The sequence below is a fragment of the Paenibacillus faecis genome, from assembly GCF_008084145.1.
Lineage (GTDB): Bacteria > Bacillota > Bacilli > Paenibacillales > Paenibacillaceae > Fontibacillus > Fontibacillus faecis.
Window position 1 is genome coordinate 548384 of sequence record NZ_VSDO01000002.1, and the last position, 14860, is coordinate 563243.

Here is a 14860-nt window from a genome sequence, read left to right on the forward strand (position 1 = left end):
TAACATTGGATCAATAAATTTAAAACACCTCTTTACCGATTATAGCGTTTGGCTATCCAGTAGTGAGGCGGTAAGTTATGGGCGAGTTGTTATCCGCGACCATCACAACGCATAGGGCGAAGTTGCTCGCCGCATAATACTACCAACAGGAGGTGTATTGATGGATAAGAAGAATAATGCGAAGCACAGCTCCAAGCAAGTAAAAAAGAAATTAGGTGTTCCAAATCTTAATACGGAATTTGCTGATGCAGATCCCCCTAAAGGAACGTCCCAAAAGTCGAAGCAATAAAATGACATAAGACCACCGAGGCATAAGCCAAAGTGGTCTTTTCGTTGTCTCGCCTTTTTACTTATAGGTAGCAGACGTTGCAGTATATTCATTCACTTCGAACGTTAGGATATTGTTGAAAATAACGTAATCAGTACGTTTGCTGAACGGTCCTTTGTTGTTATTGTGCTTGTCAATTGCGTATTTGGATGGGCCGCTGCCGGCATCCTTTGCATCATACCAATTGTGGTATTTTCCTGTTAGAGAAACCAGAAGCAAATTGAATTACCTTAATGGAACAGCTACCGGAAAACCAAAGATAGATATAAATTTACCACATGGTGGATTACCAGTGGCCGCTTTATATTTGAATTTAGTTTAAATCCCTCTACTGGAAGTAGCAAAATTAATTCTATGAAAATAGACAAAACGGTCTAAAAAAAATTAAAAATTGATGAGACCCCAATTCGGCCCCAATATAGGTTTTTTGGTCCCTTATTAAATCGTAAGAAAAAAGAAGAGCCCTTGCTACGCAAGGGCTCTCAGCTATGATCTGTAGTGGGCTCGAACCACTGACCCCCACCCTGTCAAGATGGTGCTCTCCCAGCTGAGCTAACAGATCAGAATATAGTGAAGACAAAATTTATATTAGCAGGAACATAGGGAGATGTCAATTCTTTTTTTCTGAATAGGTGCGGTTATCCGGGCAACAATGAGAACTAGAACCCAAGACACTCATTTGCCAAGGAGGTAAAAACCTTATGTTCAAACGCAAACTTACGGCCCTTCCCAAGCGCCCTATACGCAAGGGGGTTCTGGGAATGACCGTCGCCTTGGCGTTTATGACTTTGGCTGGCGGATGTATGCTGGCTCCAAGCCAGGCCACTCTGGACCGGCAAGCGGTCGCTTCGCCTTGGTGGCTTGGTCCCTTCGTCACCGATGGCGTCTATGCGCCGACCGTGGAGGAAGAGGTCTACTCGAAAGAGACCATCATCCATCCCCAAAGCGAAGAGCCAAGCTCGGGCTACTCTTCGTCCCATTTGCGGGAGTAGCCTTTTTTGGTGACATAGAACATGGAGGCGATCAATAACACCGCGATAAGCACAGCCGCTGCGATCGTAACGCCCATAACCATAGCCGGATCGACCCCTCTCCCAAATAAATCGCTTCTGCAACCAACTATACACGAAAACGGTTTTTTTGTATAATGTTGCAGTTCAATGTTTATTGATGTAACACCATCTAGGGGAGGCATGTAAATGGCTGCAGTGATTATACATGTGGAGACGCAGGAGCAATTGGAGCATTGTCTTGAAATTCGCAAGGAAGTGTTCGTCAAGGAACAGAATGTCCCGATCGATCTGGAAATCGATGAATTCGACAAGCTTAGCCCGGATGTGCATCATGTCCTGGTGGAGGTCGACGGGACCTACGCGGCAACCGGGAGATTGACGTACTATAAGGACAATTCGGCCAAAATGCAGCGGATCGCCGTGCGCCAAGCGTTCCGCTCCCATGGGATCGGAAAAATCCTGCTTATCGCGCTGGAGGAGCTGGCGAGAGAGCTGGCCCTTTCGCAATCGGTACTGGATGCGCAATGCCAGGCCGAAGGCTTCTACCGCAAGCTCGGCTACGAAACGATTTCCACCGAGCCGTTCGATGACGCGGGGATTCCGCATGTACGGATGGTCAAACCGCTCAAGTAGATTCATATTCTGCGAAAAACAGGACATGCTATACCCATCACCCAAACTCAAACAGAGGAGATGTGAGGGCAGATGGCTATGGATACAAGAGAAAGGTTTATTGCGGTGCAAAAAAACGGCGACGGAGATCTGACCGCTTTTAAAACCTCAAGCGGCCGCGTTTTGGATTACGAGCAGGCCAAGCGCGAGGTCCAGGCCGGAGCGATTGCCGGGGCCAACCTGTTTAAGGGAAGGGACGGAGAAATGTACATCCGGAGCGATGCGGACGGCGATCCGAGCAACAACTTGGACGCGCTCCCTCGTTTTGAGTAAATCCTTGAAATTCCATAACTTAAACAAGCAGCCCGACCGTGAATTCCGGCCGGGCTGCTTCTCTTTGTTACAACGTATAGATTTGATGCTGGCGTAAAAACTCCATTTCTTCGGTCTGTCCGATAAAATTCTCCATCTCGTCCCCGTAATGCATCAGCAAAATAATTCGGCGGATTTCCGCCGGAAGGGACAGAAGCTGCTTGAGCTCGGTATGTACTTGGCCGGGGCCTTGAAGTTGAACTTCGTGCAAAATTTTACGGCAGTTTCTTTCTTCGACCAGACGGGTCAGCAAATCCCGTTGAAAGATCATATCGGCACTGTAAAAAGTCTCGCCGTTGATGTAAAGGGAGTAGCTGTCTTTACCTGGGATATGCGGCGTTTGAATCAATTCGACGGACAGGCATGGAGAGAGGTGGTGCGCAGTGCCTTCCGACAGCACTTTCACCTCGAAGGCATCTTCCAGCGATGCGATGCCTTCCTGGGTTAATCCTCCTTTCAGCGTATGTTCCCACAGCGGATGAACGAGCTTGTCGGCGATATACAAAACGGGCTTGCGGCCCCAAATAAACTTCATGCGAAAAGCGAATTCTTCCAAGCCGCCAACGTGGTCCCCGTGGATATGCGTGATCAGAATCCCGTCGATCTCATCCAGGGACTTGTCCAGTTGATGCAGGGAGAGCGGAGCCGTAATTCCGCAATCGATGAGCAGTGTGTAATCTTCCGCGTACAATATAGCGTTGTTGTTGTAATACTTCTTGGCGAATGCGCTGCCCGTACCCAGCATTTGAAGGCGCAGTGGCAATGTTACCCCTCCTTGGTTTAATCTGCTCCCATTAATGTACACGATTTTGAATCCGAACGAAAGAGCGGGCCCGGCAAAAAAAGTGGATTGTTTCAGTCGATGACCGCAACTTGAGCCTATCCCCGGAGTATAAATTTACATCAACACGAATGTAATGGAGGGTTACTTGGATGAAATGGAGAAGAGTTGCTGTACTGGTCGTTGCATTCTCCCTGATGGGAGGTTCTATGTTATTTGCCGATTCGGCCACCCAAAAAGTGAAACTGTTCCTGGACGGACAAGAAGTACAGGACGGGGGCTACATCGTCGACGGAAAAACTTATGTCCCGGTTCGTGAATTGGAAGGCCTTGTCGAATATGATGAGGCAACGAAAACGGTCAAATACTATAAACCGAATGTTCACATGTTCTTGTTTACGGGCGACACGGTCATCGGAAACATCAATATTAAGAAAACCGGTAAACTAAAATTCAATGTGTTCGCTCAAATTGACGGACTGCGGACGGATATTTCCGCGGTGCGCGTTTCCATCACCGCTCCCGACGGCGAATCCAAAGTGATTCAGTCCGACGAAATTAAGGAGCAGCGGGATAATTTCTGGTTCCGTACAAATGATTACACGTATGATTTCAAATCCGAAGGGAAGTATATCATTGGCTTCTATATGAAGCCTGTAGGAGGCGACTATACCCTGGTTTCGGAGAAGACGGTCATCGCCGAGAAATAACCGGGGGATACCGCGCCTTTGCCAAAATTGACCTGCCCCTTCTAAAATGATACGATACGAGGGAAACCGACAGGTTTTGGCAACCCATCAAATTAACCGAAGCGAGGTATTTCAATGAGCGATCACAAGCACGAACACGGTGAAGCTTGCGGCTGCGGACACGACCATGAGCATGATCATGAGCATGAGGAGTTCGTATTGACGCTGACGGATGAACATGGCAACGACGTAGAAATGGTTCTTGTCGAGACGTTTGACGTCGGCGACAAATTATATGCCCTTCTGTTGGAACGGAACAATCCGGAAGCCGACGGCATCATCCTGCGTATGGAAGAAGAGAACGAGGAAATGGTGCTTTACAATATCGAAGACGAGGACGAATGGCGTCAAGTGGAGGAAGCTTATAACGAGCTGGTCTCCCAGCAGGACGAAGCTTAATCGTTCGAACATAAATAGGGCTGTCCCAAGCGAGTGTGCTTTTGGGACAGCCCTTTCGTTTCAAGCCTAGAAAATCGGATCGGCCTCGACGATAACCTTGACGTTGTTAATGTACCGGTCTTCGGGCCCTTTTACGGGGAGACCGACTTCCACGTGATCGACGATATAGTCGATATTGCTCTGCGAGATCACTTCCCCCGGCAGCAGGATCGGAATACCCGGCGGGTATACATAAATGAACTCGGCGATGATGCGTCCCGCCGATTCCCGAAACGGGATGACCTCCGTATCCGCGTAGAACGCATCCCTGGGGATCAGGGAGAGCTGCGGGATTTCCGGGATTTTGACGATCAGCTCGTTCGCGTTGTTCTCCTTGTAATAGCACTCGGACAAGCTCCGCAGGGCCGTCAGCAGCGTTTCGATCGATTCCTGCGTGTCCCCCGGGGTAATGATACACAGAATGTTATACATGTCGCTGAGCTCCACTTCCACATTATAATGCTCGCGGAGCCAGTTCTCCGTTTCGTAGCCGGTGATCCCCAGATGGCGCACATGGATCGTCACTTTGGTCGGATCCAGATCATAGGCCGCCTCGCTGCCGAGAATCTCCTCGCCGAAGCTGTACAACCCCGGGATCTTGTTGATTTCCCGGCGCAGATAATGGGCCATTTCCAGCGACTGCTGGACCATCTCGCGCCCGTGCAGGGCGAGATTTCTGCGGGCGGTATCGAGTGAGGCGAGCAGCAGGTAGGAGGTCGAAGTCGTCGTCAGCATACTGATGATCGTCTGCACGCGATTCGGGCTGACGAGACCGTTCTTGGTGTTGATATTGAGCACGGAGCTTTGCGTCATGGAGCCGCCCAGCTTATGTACGCTCGTGGCCGCCATATCCGCTCCGGCCTGCATGGCCGACATCGGAAGCTCCTCGTGAAAATGAATGTGAACCCCGTGGGCTTCATCCACAAGCACAGGGACATGATAGCTGTGCGCCAGATCGACGATGTCCTTGAGATGGGCGCAGACGCCGAAATAGGTCGGGTTGATGACCAGGACGGCTTTTGCATCCGGGTGGCGCTCCAGCGCCCGCCGCACGGACGAGGAGGTGATCCCGTGATCGATCCCGAGGTTCGTGTCCTGCGCGGGGGATACGAATACCGGCTTGGCCCCGGAAAAAATGATCGCGGACATCACCGATTTGTGAACATTTCGCGGAACGATAATTTTATCACCGGGAGAACAAACGGACATGACCATAGTCATGATGGCTCCGCTCGTGCCTTGTACCGAGAAATAGGTATGGTCCGCGCCGAATGCGTCGGCGGCCAGCTTTTGCGCTTCCTCGATCACTCCGGTCGGCTGGTGAAGATCGTCCAGCGGAGCGATATTGATCAAGTCGATGGACAGGGCGTTATCGCCAATAAATTCGCGGAATTCTTTATCGGTTCCGAGCCCTTTTTTATGCCCGGGAATGTGAAATTGAACGGGGTTGGCGGCCGCATGTTTTTTAAGTGTGGAGAAGAGCGGCGTTTTTTGGTGATCCATAGGGCCATCCCTGCCTTTCATAAAATTTTAACAAGGTTGAGTATAGCAAACTGGGACCGGAATGCAAGCGAAGTTTGCTGCCAGGCCCTGGGAGCAGCCGAGGCAGGTTAAGTTGACTGCGAAAAAGGATAGACTGGAGAGGACGGACTTTAAAAGTTAGCCAAGAGAAAGGAGAGAACCGACCATGGAACTGGCTGCCAAATTGCCATCGCGAAAACTGCTTACCCCCACTTTTATTTGCTTGTGGATTATTATGTTTTTGGTTGAATTCGTAAAGGGGGCTCTGATCGTTTCGATCCTGCCCGTTTATATAGGAGATGTGCTGAAACTCAGTGCGTTTGCCATCGGATTGTCTTTCTCGTGCCAATATATCGGGGATAATCTGTTTCGCAGCCCGGCGGGCTGGCTGATCGAACGGATCGGCTTCCGGATGACGATGACGATCGGGCTTTGCATCACGTTTGGGGGCGTTTTTCTGATAACGGTCATGAAAACGATGGGGTTCATCGTATTGGGGTGCACCTTGCTCGGGGTCGGTACCGCTCCGTTATGGCCCTGTGTGCTGATGGGCATCACGTCCGTCACGGAAGAAAGCAAAAATTTCGCCACCGCCATGGGCGTTATTCAGATTTCGAGCCTGGGCGGAACGGGGCTGGGACCGGTCATCATCAATTTTCTGGTCGGATTGTCGTATACGCTCGTTTTCTGGATCCTGCTCGGATGCATCGGCATCGTCATTCTTGTCTCCCTGCTCTTACCGGGGAATACCGGCGGGAAGTCGAAATCGCCTTCAGCGGCAGGGAGCGAGGACCAAACTTCTCTGTGGAAGGGGGGGCTTTGGGAAAATATCAAGCAGACCCACCGGCAGATTCGCAACAATCTGAAGGTCAGCCCGCTTCTATACCCGGCGTTGTTTTTGCAGTCTTTTGCCATCGGCCTGCTGACCCCCGTGATCACCCTGTTCGTAAGGACGGAGCTCGGACTCTCTCCGGAGGCGTTCAGCTTGATGCTCATCGCGGGTGGGGGAATTACCGTGCTCGGACTGATTCCGGTCGGCAAAATGGTCGACAAGTACGGCACCGCGCTCTTTTTGAACATCGGCTTTTCGCTCTCCGCCGTGGCGGTCGGATTGTTCGCCTTTACTCGGAATCTTCCGGCCGTATGGGCGCTCGTTATGCTGATCGGACTGAGTTACGCCTGCATTCTGCCGACGTGGGACACGATGATTTCCCGGATTCTGCCGAAAGGGGAAAAAGGGACGGTCTGGGGGCTTTTCCTGACGATCCAGGGCTTCGGCATGGCTATGGGCCCCGCCGTGTCGGGGAAAATGTGGGACGGCTGGGGCGCGCCGGCTCCGTTTGTGGCAAGTGCCGTCTCGATGGCGCTGCTGTTCTTTCTCCATTTGCATCTGTCGCGCAAAAAGCCCGCTTCCCCCGGAAAACCGATCCGGTAAGAAGCAGGCTGGGAAGTTTGCAGTGGTTTAGAAAGAAGCTTTGTACAAGGGAAGCAGGGAACGGAACGTCTCTTCGATCTTGGCGGTAAGCTTGTCCCCGTCCCGCAGAATCAGTTCATTCCGGTCCAGCCGAAGGCCGCACATGATTTCCGCTTTTTTGACCGACTTTAGCTTCTCGCCCATGCTCCGGAGCTCGGTAAGGCCGGTTTCACGATGCGGCGTGCCGTCCGGATTCATATGGTCCATCGACCAGTAGAATCGGGCGGGGACGACGGCCTTCAGCTCGTCGGCGTGCTTCATCATGTATTCGGCAAAAACCGACTTATTCGGGCTCTCGTAGATCACCGCGAAGATGACGAACAAATGGGTGGAGAACATACCGACCTCGAAGTGAGGAAGTGCCTTATACCCTCGTTTACTCCCGGCCCACGCCACCCAGGTATCGATCGGCGGGTTAACCTTGCGCCGCGCATGCTTGGCCACATGAGGATGCATTTCCTCCCCGCACAACGCGGACAGATAAGGAGCGAGCGAACCTCCCAGAGCCTCCAGTTTAGGGCGAATATGGCCGATGATGGCCTCCATTCGGGGCTCGAGCCCCGGTACGGTCAACGCATCAAAATCCTGTTCGGTAAATCCGTTAAAACTCATGTTTTCCGACCTCCATTACAACGCTAACTGTTTGACTTATGTCCCAAGTATAACACACTTGGCACGACCGGATTCCCGGGTTCGGGGCGGGGCAAAACGGCCGGAGGATGGAAGAACTGCGCCCTTTTGCGTCAGAAACAGCCCGATGAGGGTAAAAATAATCAATAATCCAAGTTCTTTTACATAAGATGAAGTATAAGATAGGGTAAGCCGAAAGTGGGAGGAAAGCGAAGACGCCGAAGCCCTTCAAGACAAGGGAAACGGAGTCTTGAAAAAAGGGAGGGAGTGCCGTGAACAAAAGCTATGAAGTGGAATACTGCAACCTGGAACTCCGATTCGACCGCCGGCACATACAGCAGCTGATCCGCGATTTGATCCAAGACGGATATTCTTTATATTGGAGTGAAAACGAATCCATTTTTATCATTTCCGTACGCACGGGACGCAAGCTGACCAAGCTGCGCTTTCAGCGTCTGGGAAAAGGATACAAGCTCGTGGGCGATTATGTGATCAAGGACGCCAAGCTGGCCGAATGGCTGGAGAAGCTGATCGGCGAACTGCGGGGGCATGCGGTGGTGAAGCGATTCAAGGACCGCCAAATTTTTATCGAGAATATTCTGTTCGGCGAAGTGATTCGACTGGTGGAAATCAACGGGATGGAACACCGCGTCATCTACCAGAAAGGCCCGGTCTTGGACCTGGAGAAGATGGCGGAAATCTACGCCTCCCAATCGGCGGAACAGCAGTTGGAAACCCTGCAGCAAGAGCTGGACCGGGAACTGGAACGATTGTATGAAGCGCTGCAAAAGGGCGACGATGCGTCGGCCGAAGCTTGCAAGGAAAGATTGCGCAAGATTCGGATCAAACTGATCGCCCTGGAATGGTAGGCGTATTTTAAGGTAAACTATGATTAAAATCATTGCCGGCCCCCTAATACATGGGGGTTGTTTTCTTGGGCGCCGGCCGCAAGGGGTTCACTTCTGTACGCAAAAGAGTTAAAATGATATTATTGATAAAAAAATAGTGTGCAAAGGATGGAGACCATGTCAAAACAACAGATTGGCGTTATCGGCTTGGCCGTTATGGGCAAAAACCTGGCCCTCAATATTGAAAGCAGGGGCTTTACCGTTTCGGTATACAACCGTTCCCCGCAAAAGACGCATGACCTTCTGGAGAACGAAGGCAAAGGTAAAAACCTGGTCGGCACGTTCTCGGTCGAGGAATTTGTACAGTCCCTTGAAACGCCTCGCAAAATTTTGATCATGGTACAAGCCGGTTCCGCAACCGACGCTACCATTGAGAGCCTGCTTCCTTACCTGGATCAAGGCGACATCATTATCGACGGAGGCAACGCTTTCTTCCCGGACACGCAGCGCCGCAGCAAGGAGCTTGAAGCCAAGGGCTTCCGTTTCATCGGAACCGGGGTATCCGGCGGTGAAGAAGGCGCCTTGAAAGGACCTGCGATCATGCCTGGCGGCCAAGAAAGCGCCTATAAGCTGGTCGAGCCGATCTTGACGGCGATTTCCGCGAAAGTGAACGGCGATCCTTGCTGTACATACATCGGACCGGACGGTGCCGGACATTATGTGAAAATGGTCCACAACGGCATCGAGTACGGCGATATGCAATTGATCGGCGAAGCCTACCACTTGCTGAAAGACGTTCTTGGCGTGGATGCCAAGGAATTGCATGAAATTTTCACGGAGTGGAACAAAGGCGAGCTCGACAGTTATCTGATTGAAATTACGGCCGACATTTTCTCGCAGTATGACGAAGAGACCGGCAAGCCGATGGTCGACGTGATTCTCGATGCCGCCGGCCAGAAAGGCACCGGCAAATGGACAAGCCAAAGCGCGCTGGATCTCGGCGTACCGTTGTCCATGATCACGGAGTCCGTCTTCTCCCGCTTCTTGTCCGCCATGAAGGAAGAGCGCGTAGCGGCAAGCAAAGTGCTCAGCGGTCCGGCCAAGAAACCGTTCAGCGGCGACAAAGCGGAGTTCATCGAGAATGTGCGCAAGGCGCTGTTCGCCAGCAAAATCGTATCCTACGCCCAAGGCTTCGCGCAAATGCGCGCCGCTTCCGACGAATACGGCTGGGATCTGAAATACGGAAACATCGCGATGATCTTCCGCGGGGGCTGCATCATTCGCTCGCAATTCCTGCACAACATCAAGGAAGCTTACGACCGCGATCCGGCTCTCAAAAACCTGCTGTTGGATTCCTACTTCAAAAACGTGGTGGAAAGCTACCAGGACGCATGGCGCAAAGTCGTGTCCGTCGCCGTGGAGAACGGCATTCCGGTACCGGGCTTTGCCAGCGCGCTGTCCTACTACGACAGCTACCGGACGGAGCGCCTGCCGGCCAACCTGCTGCAAGCGCAGCGCGACTACTTCGGTGCCCACACGTTCAAACGCGTGGACAAGGAAGGCGTCTTCCATCACCAATGGTTCTAAGCGACGTCTCCTAATATGAGCTATTACAAATCAGCGCCACGGCTGCGGAATTACTCCGTTTGCCGCGGCGCTTTTTTGTTTAACGCTGGAAGAGTATGCCGTTATTGAAGAAGGGTGCCAAAGTAGCCGCGCCTGTGTTATGATATGAAAAAGTTATTTTGGCCTTTTTAGTGTACGACAGGAAATGGGTGGGGTCATGAAGAGCAAGAAAGATGTCATCGTGCTGGTCGGAATGATGGGGACCGGCAAATCGACGGTAGGAGCTTGTCTCGCCGCGGAGACCGGCTATCGGCTGCTGGATCTGGACGCTTTAATTGCCGCCGAAGCGGGCTGCAGCATCCCCCGGCTGTTCGAGGAGAAGGGGGAGCGGTATTTTCGCGACTTGGAAACCCGGGTTCTCTGCGAAACGCTGAAAGAGCGCGGCGCGGTGCTGGCGACCGGCGGCGGCGCGGTGCTTCGGCCGGAGAATTGCCGGGAAATGCTTGAGCATGGCTGGGTTGTAGCCCTCCACGCTACGGCTGAAGAGATCCTGGCCCGGGTCGGGGAAGATCCGAACAGACCGCTTCTCGCCGGCGGAGCCGAAGCCAGAATCGCGGCGCTGCTGGAGGAACGTAAACACGCCTATGAATTTGCCGATATCACAATTCAAACAACCGGAAAGAGCGCGGAAGAAGTGTCCGCTGAGATTTTAATGCATTACCGCGGCTAATCGACAATATTTGCAAAGGGGATTTTTACATATGGACATGATCGTAAGGCCTACGGCAGAACTGAAGGGAGAGTTCGGGGCGCTTTCCTCCAAAAATTATACGACCCGTTATTTGCTCGTCGCCGCTTTGGCGGAAGGGACCAGCACGATATACTACCCCGCTCATAGCGAGGATAGCGACGCGATGCGCCGCTGTATCCGGGATCTCGGGGCGGTGCTCGAAGAAGACGACGAGAAAATCGTGATCACCGGCTTCGGCAAGCATCCGCGGGATGTGAAGGAACTCAATGTCGGCAACGCCGGGGCCGTGCTGCGGTTTTTGATGGCGATCGCTTCGCTTTGTCCGGAAGTCACGTTTGTGAACACCTACCCGGATTCTTTGGGCAAACGTCCGCACAGCGACTTGATCGAAGCGTTGGAAAGCATGGGCGTGGATATCGAGCACCGGGAGGGGCGCCTTCCGATCACGATCCGCGGCGGACGCCCGAAGGGCGGGAAAATCCGGGTATCGGGCGAGGTCAGCTCCCAGTATTTAAGCGCGCTGCTCTTCTTGACCCCGCTGCTGGAAGAAGACAGCGAGATCGAGGTGCTGGGTGACCTGAAATCGAAAGTCGTGATCGGACAGACCTTGGAGGTGCTGGAGCAAGCGGGAATCACCGTGGACGCTTCAAGCGACTATAAGGTGTTCCGGGTTCAGGGGCGCCAAAGCTACCAGGCGAAACAATATACGGTGCAAGGGGATTATCCCGGATCTGCGGCCATTCTGGCGGCGGCGGCCGTCACCAAATCCGACGTGAAAATTCACCGGTTGATGGAGAGAAGCAAGCAAGGGGAGCGGGCGATCGTGGATGTGCTGCAAATGATGGACGTTCCGCTCAGCCACCGTGACGATACGGTGCACGTACTGGGGAACGGCCGGCTTCGTCCGGTGGAATTCGACGGCGACGCGGCAACCGATGCGGTGCTGGCTATGGTGGCGGCCGCCGTATTTGCGGACGGAACCTCCCGCTTCTACAACGTGGAGAATTTGCGGTATAAGGAATGCGACCGGATTACAGACTACTTGAATGAACTGAGAAAAGCGGGGGCCAAAGTGGAGGAACGGCAATCCGAAATCATCGTGCACGGCCGGCCCGCGGGATTGGAAGGCGGCGCGACGATCGACGCGCATTACGATCACCGGGTGATCATGGCGCTTACCGTGGTAGGGTTGCGGTGCAAGGAACCGTTATTGATCAAAGATGCGCATCACGTGGCGAAGTCGTATCCGCAATTTTTCGATCATCTGAAGGCGCTTGGCGCATCGGTCGAGTGGGTAAAATAAGGTCAAGAAAGGTGTGATGGATCATGGCATTTGAAAATCCAGGGCGTGATGAAATCAAGAAAATTTTGGAGAATGCCGGAAATATCGCCGTCGTCGGATTGTCCGACAAGACGGACCGGACCTCGTACATGGTCTCGCAGGCGCTGCAAAATAACGGTTACCGGATTATTCCGGTAAATCCGTCCGTCAGCGGGGAGATTCTCGGCGAGAAGGTATACGCATCCTTGAAGGATATTCCCGAGCCGGTGGATATCGTTAACGTGTTCCGCCGCAGCGAGTATACGCCGGAAGTGGCCCGCGAAGCGGTGGAAATCGGGGCGCACGTCCTCTGGCTTCAACTCGGCATCGTGAGCGAGGAAGCGTATGAAATTGCCTCCAAAGGCGGCTTGACCGTCATTATGGACCGCTGCATTAAAGTGGAGGACAGCATTTTGATCGGCAAACGCTAATATATGCATACCGGAAGGGTGTCCCGGAGTCATCGGAGATGGCGGGGGCGCCCTTCTTTGTTTAAATTCCTTTGACAAATTTGCGAAGCTGGGCTTACCATAAAGTATTAGAGAGAGGGTATCCTATACTTCACAGTAAGGACTTAGGGGGTCGAAACATGATACAGGGCATCGGAGCAGCGGCTGGCGTCGCCATCGGCAAGGCGTTTGTGCTGCCCGCCTGGGAGTGGGATGTGCCGGATCGCCGGATGGAGAAGGTGGATCTCGCCAAAGAGTTCGAGAGACTGTATGAGGGAATCCGAACCTCCAAAACCGAGATTGAATTCATGAAGAATGAAATCAAGGAAACGGTGGGGGTCGCGGAGTCCAGCATTTTTGATGCGCATATCGCCATTTTGGAAGACCCTGTATTCATGAGCGAGATTCAGGGCATTATCGAACGGCAGTATAAGGCTGCCGAGGTTGCTGTAAAAGAAGCGATCGACCATTTTGTTACGATGTTCGATCTGTTGGATGATGAATATATGAAGGAGCGGGCGCTGGATATCAAGGATGTCGGCAACCGGCTCCTGAAACATTTGCTGGGCACGCCGGAGATTACGCTGCCGTCGGATACCCAGCCTTACATTTTGGTGGCCAAGGAATTGTCGCCGTCCCAGCTGGTGCATTTGAATCCCGAGAACGTGCTGGGCATGGTCACGATGGCCGGGGGGAAAACTTCGCATTCCGCGATTATGGCCCGGGCGCTCGGTATTCCCCTCGTGTCCGGTCTGGAGAACAAGCTGACGAAACCGCTGCAGACCGGGGACCTGCTGGTGATCGACGGTGACGACGGCAGGCTTTACCTGGATCCGGAGCAGGAAATTATCGACCGGTATACCGAGATCGCCGAGAAACAGCGCCGCCGCAAGGAGCAGTTGCAGCTGCTCGCATCCGTCGAGGCGGTGACGAGGGACGGTTATCGGATGCGGCTTGCCGGGAACATCAGCTCGGTCAAGGATTTCGAGCAGGCGATCAAATACGGGGCGCAGGGCGTGGGCCTGTTCCGTACGGAATTTTTGTACATGGATCGCCCGGCATTTCCGACCGAAGACGAGCAGTTTGAAGTATACCGCCAAATCGTCGAGAAGGCGGACGGCCACCCGGTCGTCATTCGTACGCTGGATATCGGCGGAGACAAGCAGCTGGAGTATTTTACGATTCCGGAGGAAGAAAACCCGGTGCTCGGTTATCGGGGGATTCGTATCAGTCTGGACAGCAAAGAGCTGTTCAAAACCCAGTTGACGGCGATTTTGCGGGCCAGTGTTTATGGCCAGATCAAAATTTTGCTGCCGATGGTGTCCTCGCTGGAGGAACTGAAACGGGCCAAAGGATTTGTGGAAGAAGCCAAGCGGGAATTGTCCGATCGCGGGCTGCCGTATTCCGACGAAGTGGAAGTCGGCGTGATGATCGAAGTGCCGGCGGCTGCGGCCATCGCCGATCTTCTCGCCAGGGAAGCCGATTTCTTCAGTATCGGCACGAACGACCTGGTGCAGTACGTGCTTGCGGTCGATCGGATGAACGAAAAGATCGCCCACATGTATAACTCCTACCACCCGGCCGTGCTTCGCATGCTTCGCCAAACGGTGTCGGCCGCGAAGGAAGCCGGCATCCCGGTCAGCGTATGCGGCGAGATGGCCGGCGACGAAAAGGCGCTGCCGATTTGGCTGCACCTTGGGGTCGACACGCTCAGTATGTCGCCGCAGTCCTTGCTGCGGGTCAAACACCGGATCTTAAACAGCTCGTTGAAGGAAGCCGAGGAAGAAGGGCGCTACTGCTACGGTTTGTCGACGAGCGAAGAAATCGAGGCGGAGCTTACCCGTTACCTGGGCAAAGATCCGGTCCTTGGCCGTTAGGACATACCGGGGAGGACACGTGTCCGCCTTGTTTGGGGCTTTAGCCAGTTGAGCTGGCAAAGCGTTCGAAAACAAGAAACCACCTGCTATGCGGGTAGTGATGCTTATAGCAAAAAACCTGATGGGGGCG

The 14860-nt window shown here is 53.2% G+C and carries 16 protein-coding genes and 1 tRNA gene; 13 read left to right on the top strand and 4 right to left on the bottom strand.

Features of this window, described 5'->3' with window-relative positions; genetic code table 11:
- The first annotated feature begins 160 nt into the window (after window positions 1-160).
- A complete protein-coding gene (locus FRY98_RS29200; protein ID WP_263639231.1) occupies window positions 161-289 on the top strand; it encodes a hypothetical protein in 129 nt (42 codons plus the stop codon).
- A gap of 528 nt (window positions 290-817) precedes the next feature.
- On the opposite strand, the gene FRY98_RS10335 is transcribed toward FRY98_RS29200, so the two are convergent.
- Window positions 818-890, bottom strand: a tRNA-Val gene (locus FRY98_RS10335).
- A 139-nt stretch (window positions 891-1029) separates the two neighbouring features.
- On the opposite strand from FRY98_RS10335, the gene FRY98_RS10340 reads away from it, so the two are divergent.
- From FRY98_RS10340 to FRY98_RS10350, 3 genes are all read left to right on the top strand, one after another.
- Complete coding sequence (locus tag FRY98_RS10340) at window positions 1030-1320, top strand: hypothetical protein (RefSeq protein ID WP_148451664.1); 291 nt, start codon at window positions 1030-1032, stop codon at window positions 1318-1320.
- 207 nt (window positions 1321-1527) lie between these two features.
- On the top strand, window positions 1528-1974 hold the full coding sequence (locus tag FRY98_RS10345; RefSeq protein WP_148451665.1) for a GNAT family N-acetyltransferase: 447 nt from the start codon (window positions 1528-1530) through the stop codon (window positions 1972-1974).
- Window positions 1975-2046: 72 nt separating this feature from the next.
- Window positions 2047-2286: a DUF3892 domain-containing protein gene (locus tag FRY98_RS10350; protein WP_148451666.1), complete on the top strand. Its 240-nt coding sequence runs from the start codon at window positions 2047-2049 to the stop codon at window positions 2284-2286.
- A gap of 67 nt (window positions 2287-2353) precedes the next feature.
- Here FRY98_RS10350 and FRY98_RS10355 read toward each other — a convergent pair whose 3' ends face one another.
- Window positions 2354-3088, bottom strand: coding sequence for an MBL fold metallo-hydrolase (locus FRY98_RS10355; RefSeq protein ID WP_148451667.1), 735 nt, complete (start codon window positions 3086-3088; stop codon window positions 2354-2356).
- A 170-nt stretch (window positions 3089-3258) separates the two neighbouring features.
- Here FRY98_RS10355 and FRY98_RS10360 point away from each other — a divergent pair, with 170 nt between their 5' ends.
- Window positions 3259-3816 carry a copper amine oxidase gene (locus FRY98_RS10360; RefSeq protein ID WP_148451668.1) on the top strand — a complete coding sequence of 186 codons (558 nt, stop codon included), beginning with the start codon at window positions 3259-3261 and terminating at the stop codon, window positions 3814-3816.
- A 114-nt stretch (window positions 3817-3930) separates the two neighbouring features.
- A complete protein-coding gene (locus tag FRY98_RS10365; protein WP_148451669.1) occupies window positions 3931-4254 on the top strand; it encodes a DUF1292 domain-containing protein in 324 nt (107 codons plus the stop codon).
- 66 nt (window positions 4255-4320) lie between these two features.
- On the opposite strand, the gene FRY98_RS10370 is transcribed toward FRY98_RS10365, so the two are convergent.
- A complete protein-coding gene (locus FRY98_RS10370) occupies window positions 4321-5796 on the bottom strand; it encodes an aminotransferase class I/II-fold pyridoxal phosphate-dependent enzyme (RefSeq protein ID WP_148451670.1) in 1476 nt (491 codons plus the stop codon).
- Between the two features lie 184 nt (window positions 5797-5980).
- Here FRY98_RS10370 and FRY98_RS10375 point away from each other — a divergent pair, with 184 nt between their 5' ends.
- Window positions 5981-7249 (top strand): MFS transporter, encoded by a 1269-nt coding sequence (locus FRY98_RS10375; protein WP_148451671.1) that lies wholly within the window; start codon window positions 5981-5983, stop codon window positions 7247-7249.
- Window positions 7250-7276: 27 nt separating this feature from the next.
- On the opposite strand, the gene FRY98_RS10380 is transcribed toward FRY98_RS10375, so the two are convergent.
- Window positions 7277-7900: a YktB family protein gene (locus FRY98_RS10380; RefSeq protein ID WP_148451672.1), complete on the bottom strand. Its 624-nt coding sequence runs from the start codon at window positions 7898-7900 to the stop codon at window positions 7277-7279.
- Between the two features lie 290 nt (window positions 7901-8190).
- Between FRY98_RS10380 and FRY98_RS10385 the strand changes: the two genes are divergently transcribed.
- The 6 genes from FRY98_RS10385 (at window position 8191) to ptsP (ending at window position 14730) form a co-directional block, all read left to right on the top strand.
- Window positions 8191-8787 (top strand): hypothetical protein, encoded by a 597-nt coding sequence (locus FRY98_RS10385; RefSeq protein WP_148451673.1) that lies wholly within the window; start codon window positions 8191-8193, stop codon window positions 8785-8787.
- Between the two features lie 156 nt (window positions 8788-8943).
- On the top strand, window positions 8944-10353 hold the full coding sequence (gndA, locus tag FRY98_RS10390) for an NADP-dependent phosphogluconate dehydrogenase (RefSeq protein ID WP_148451674.1): 1410 nt from the start codon (window positions 8944-8946) through the stop codon (window positions 10351-10353).
- A gap of 196 nt (window positions 10354-10549) precedes the next feature.
- Window positions 10550-11062, top strand: a complete 513-nt coding sequence (locus FRY98_RS10395; protein WP_148451675.1) for a shikimate kinase — start codon at window positions 10550-10552, stop codon at window positions 11060-11062.
- Window positions 11063-11093: 31 nt separating this feature from the next.
- The gene (gene aroA / locus FRY98_RS10400; RefSeq protein ID WP_148451676.1) at window positions 11094-12386 is read left to right on the top strand and encodes a 3-phosphoshikimate 1-carboxyvinyltransferase; all 1293 of its coding nucleotides are present in this window, start codon (window positions 11094-11096) and stop codon (window positions 12384-12386) included.
- Window positions 12387-12409: 23 nt separating this feature from the next.
- Window positions 12410-12835 (top strand): CoA-binding protein, encoded by a 426-nt coding sequence (locus FRY98_RS10405; RefSeq protein WP_148451677.1) that lies wholly within the window; start codon window positions 12410-12412, stop codon window positions 12833-12835.
- Window positions 12836-12993: 158 nt separating this feature from the next.
- A complete protein-coding gene (gene ptsP, locus FRY98_RS10410) occupies window positions 12994-14730 on the top strand; it encodes a phosphoenolpyruvate--protein phosphotransferase (RefSeq protein WP_148451678.1) in 1737 nt (578 codons plus the stop codon).
- Window positions 14731-14860: the final 130 nt, after the last annotated feature.

What these genes read in the sequence shown, in the direction of transcription:
- FRY98_RS29200 (WP_263639231.1), top strand. Translation starts at nt 161, where the DNA reads ATGGATAAGAAGAATAATGCGAAGCACAGCTCCAAGCAAGTAAAAAAG.
- FRY98_RS10340 (WP_148451664.1), top strand. Translation starts at nt 1,030, where the DNA reads ATGTTCAAACGCAAACTTACGGCCCTTCCCAAGCGCCCTATACGCAAG.
- FRY98_RS10345 (WP_148451665.1), top strand. Translation starts at nt 1,528, where the DNA reads ATGGCTGCAGTGATTATACATGTGGAGACGCAGGAGCAATTGGAGCAT.
- FRY98_RS10350 (WP_148451666.1), top strand. Translation starts at nt 2,047, where the DNA reads ATGGCTATGGATACAAGAGAAAGGTTTATTGCGGTGCAAAAAAACGGC.
- FRY98_RS10360 (WP_148451668.1), top strand. Translation starts at nt 3,259, where the DNA reads ATGAAATGGAGAAGAGTTGCTGTACTGGTCGTTGCATTCTCCCTGATG.
- FRY98_RS10365 (WP_148451669.1), top strand. Translation starts at nt 3,931, where the DNA reads ATGAGCGATCACAAGCACGAACACGGTGAAGCTTGCGGCTGCGGACAC.
- FRY98_RS10370 (WP_148451670.1), bottom strand. Translation starts at nt 5,796, where the DNA reads ATGGATCACCAAAAAACGCCGCTCTTCTCCACACTTAAAAAACATGCG.
- FRY98_RS10375 (WP_148451671.1), top strand. Translation starts at nt 5,981, where the DNA reads ATGGAACTGGCTGCCAAATTGCCATCGCGAAAACTGCTTACCCCCACT.
- FRY98_RS10380 (WP_148451672.1), bottom strand. Translation starts at nt 7,900, where the DNA reads ATGAGTTTTAACGGATTTACCGAACAGGATTTTGATGCGTTGACCGTA.
- gndA (WP_148451674.1), top strand. Translation starts at nt 8,944, where the DNA reads ATGTCAAAACAACAGATTGGCGTTATCGGCTTGGCCGTTATGGGCAAA.
- FRY98_RS10395 (WP_148451675.1), top strand. Translation starts at nt 10,550, where the DNA reads ATGAAGAGCAAGAAAGATGTCATCGTGCTGGTCGGAATGATGGGGACC.
- aroA (WP_148451676.1), top strand. Translation starts at nt 11,094, where the DNA reads ATGGACATGATCGTAAGGCCTACGGCAGAACTGAAGGGAGAGTTCGGG.
- FRY98_RS10405 (WP_148451677.1), top strand. Translation starts at nt 12,410, where the DNA reads ATGGCATTTGAAAATCCAGGGCGTGATGAAATCAAGAAAATTTTGGAG.
- ptsP (WP_148451678.1), top strand. Translation starts at nt 12,994, where the DNA reads ATGATACAGGGCATCGGAGCAGCGGCTGGCGTCGCCATCGGCAAGGCG.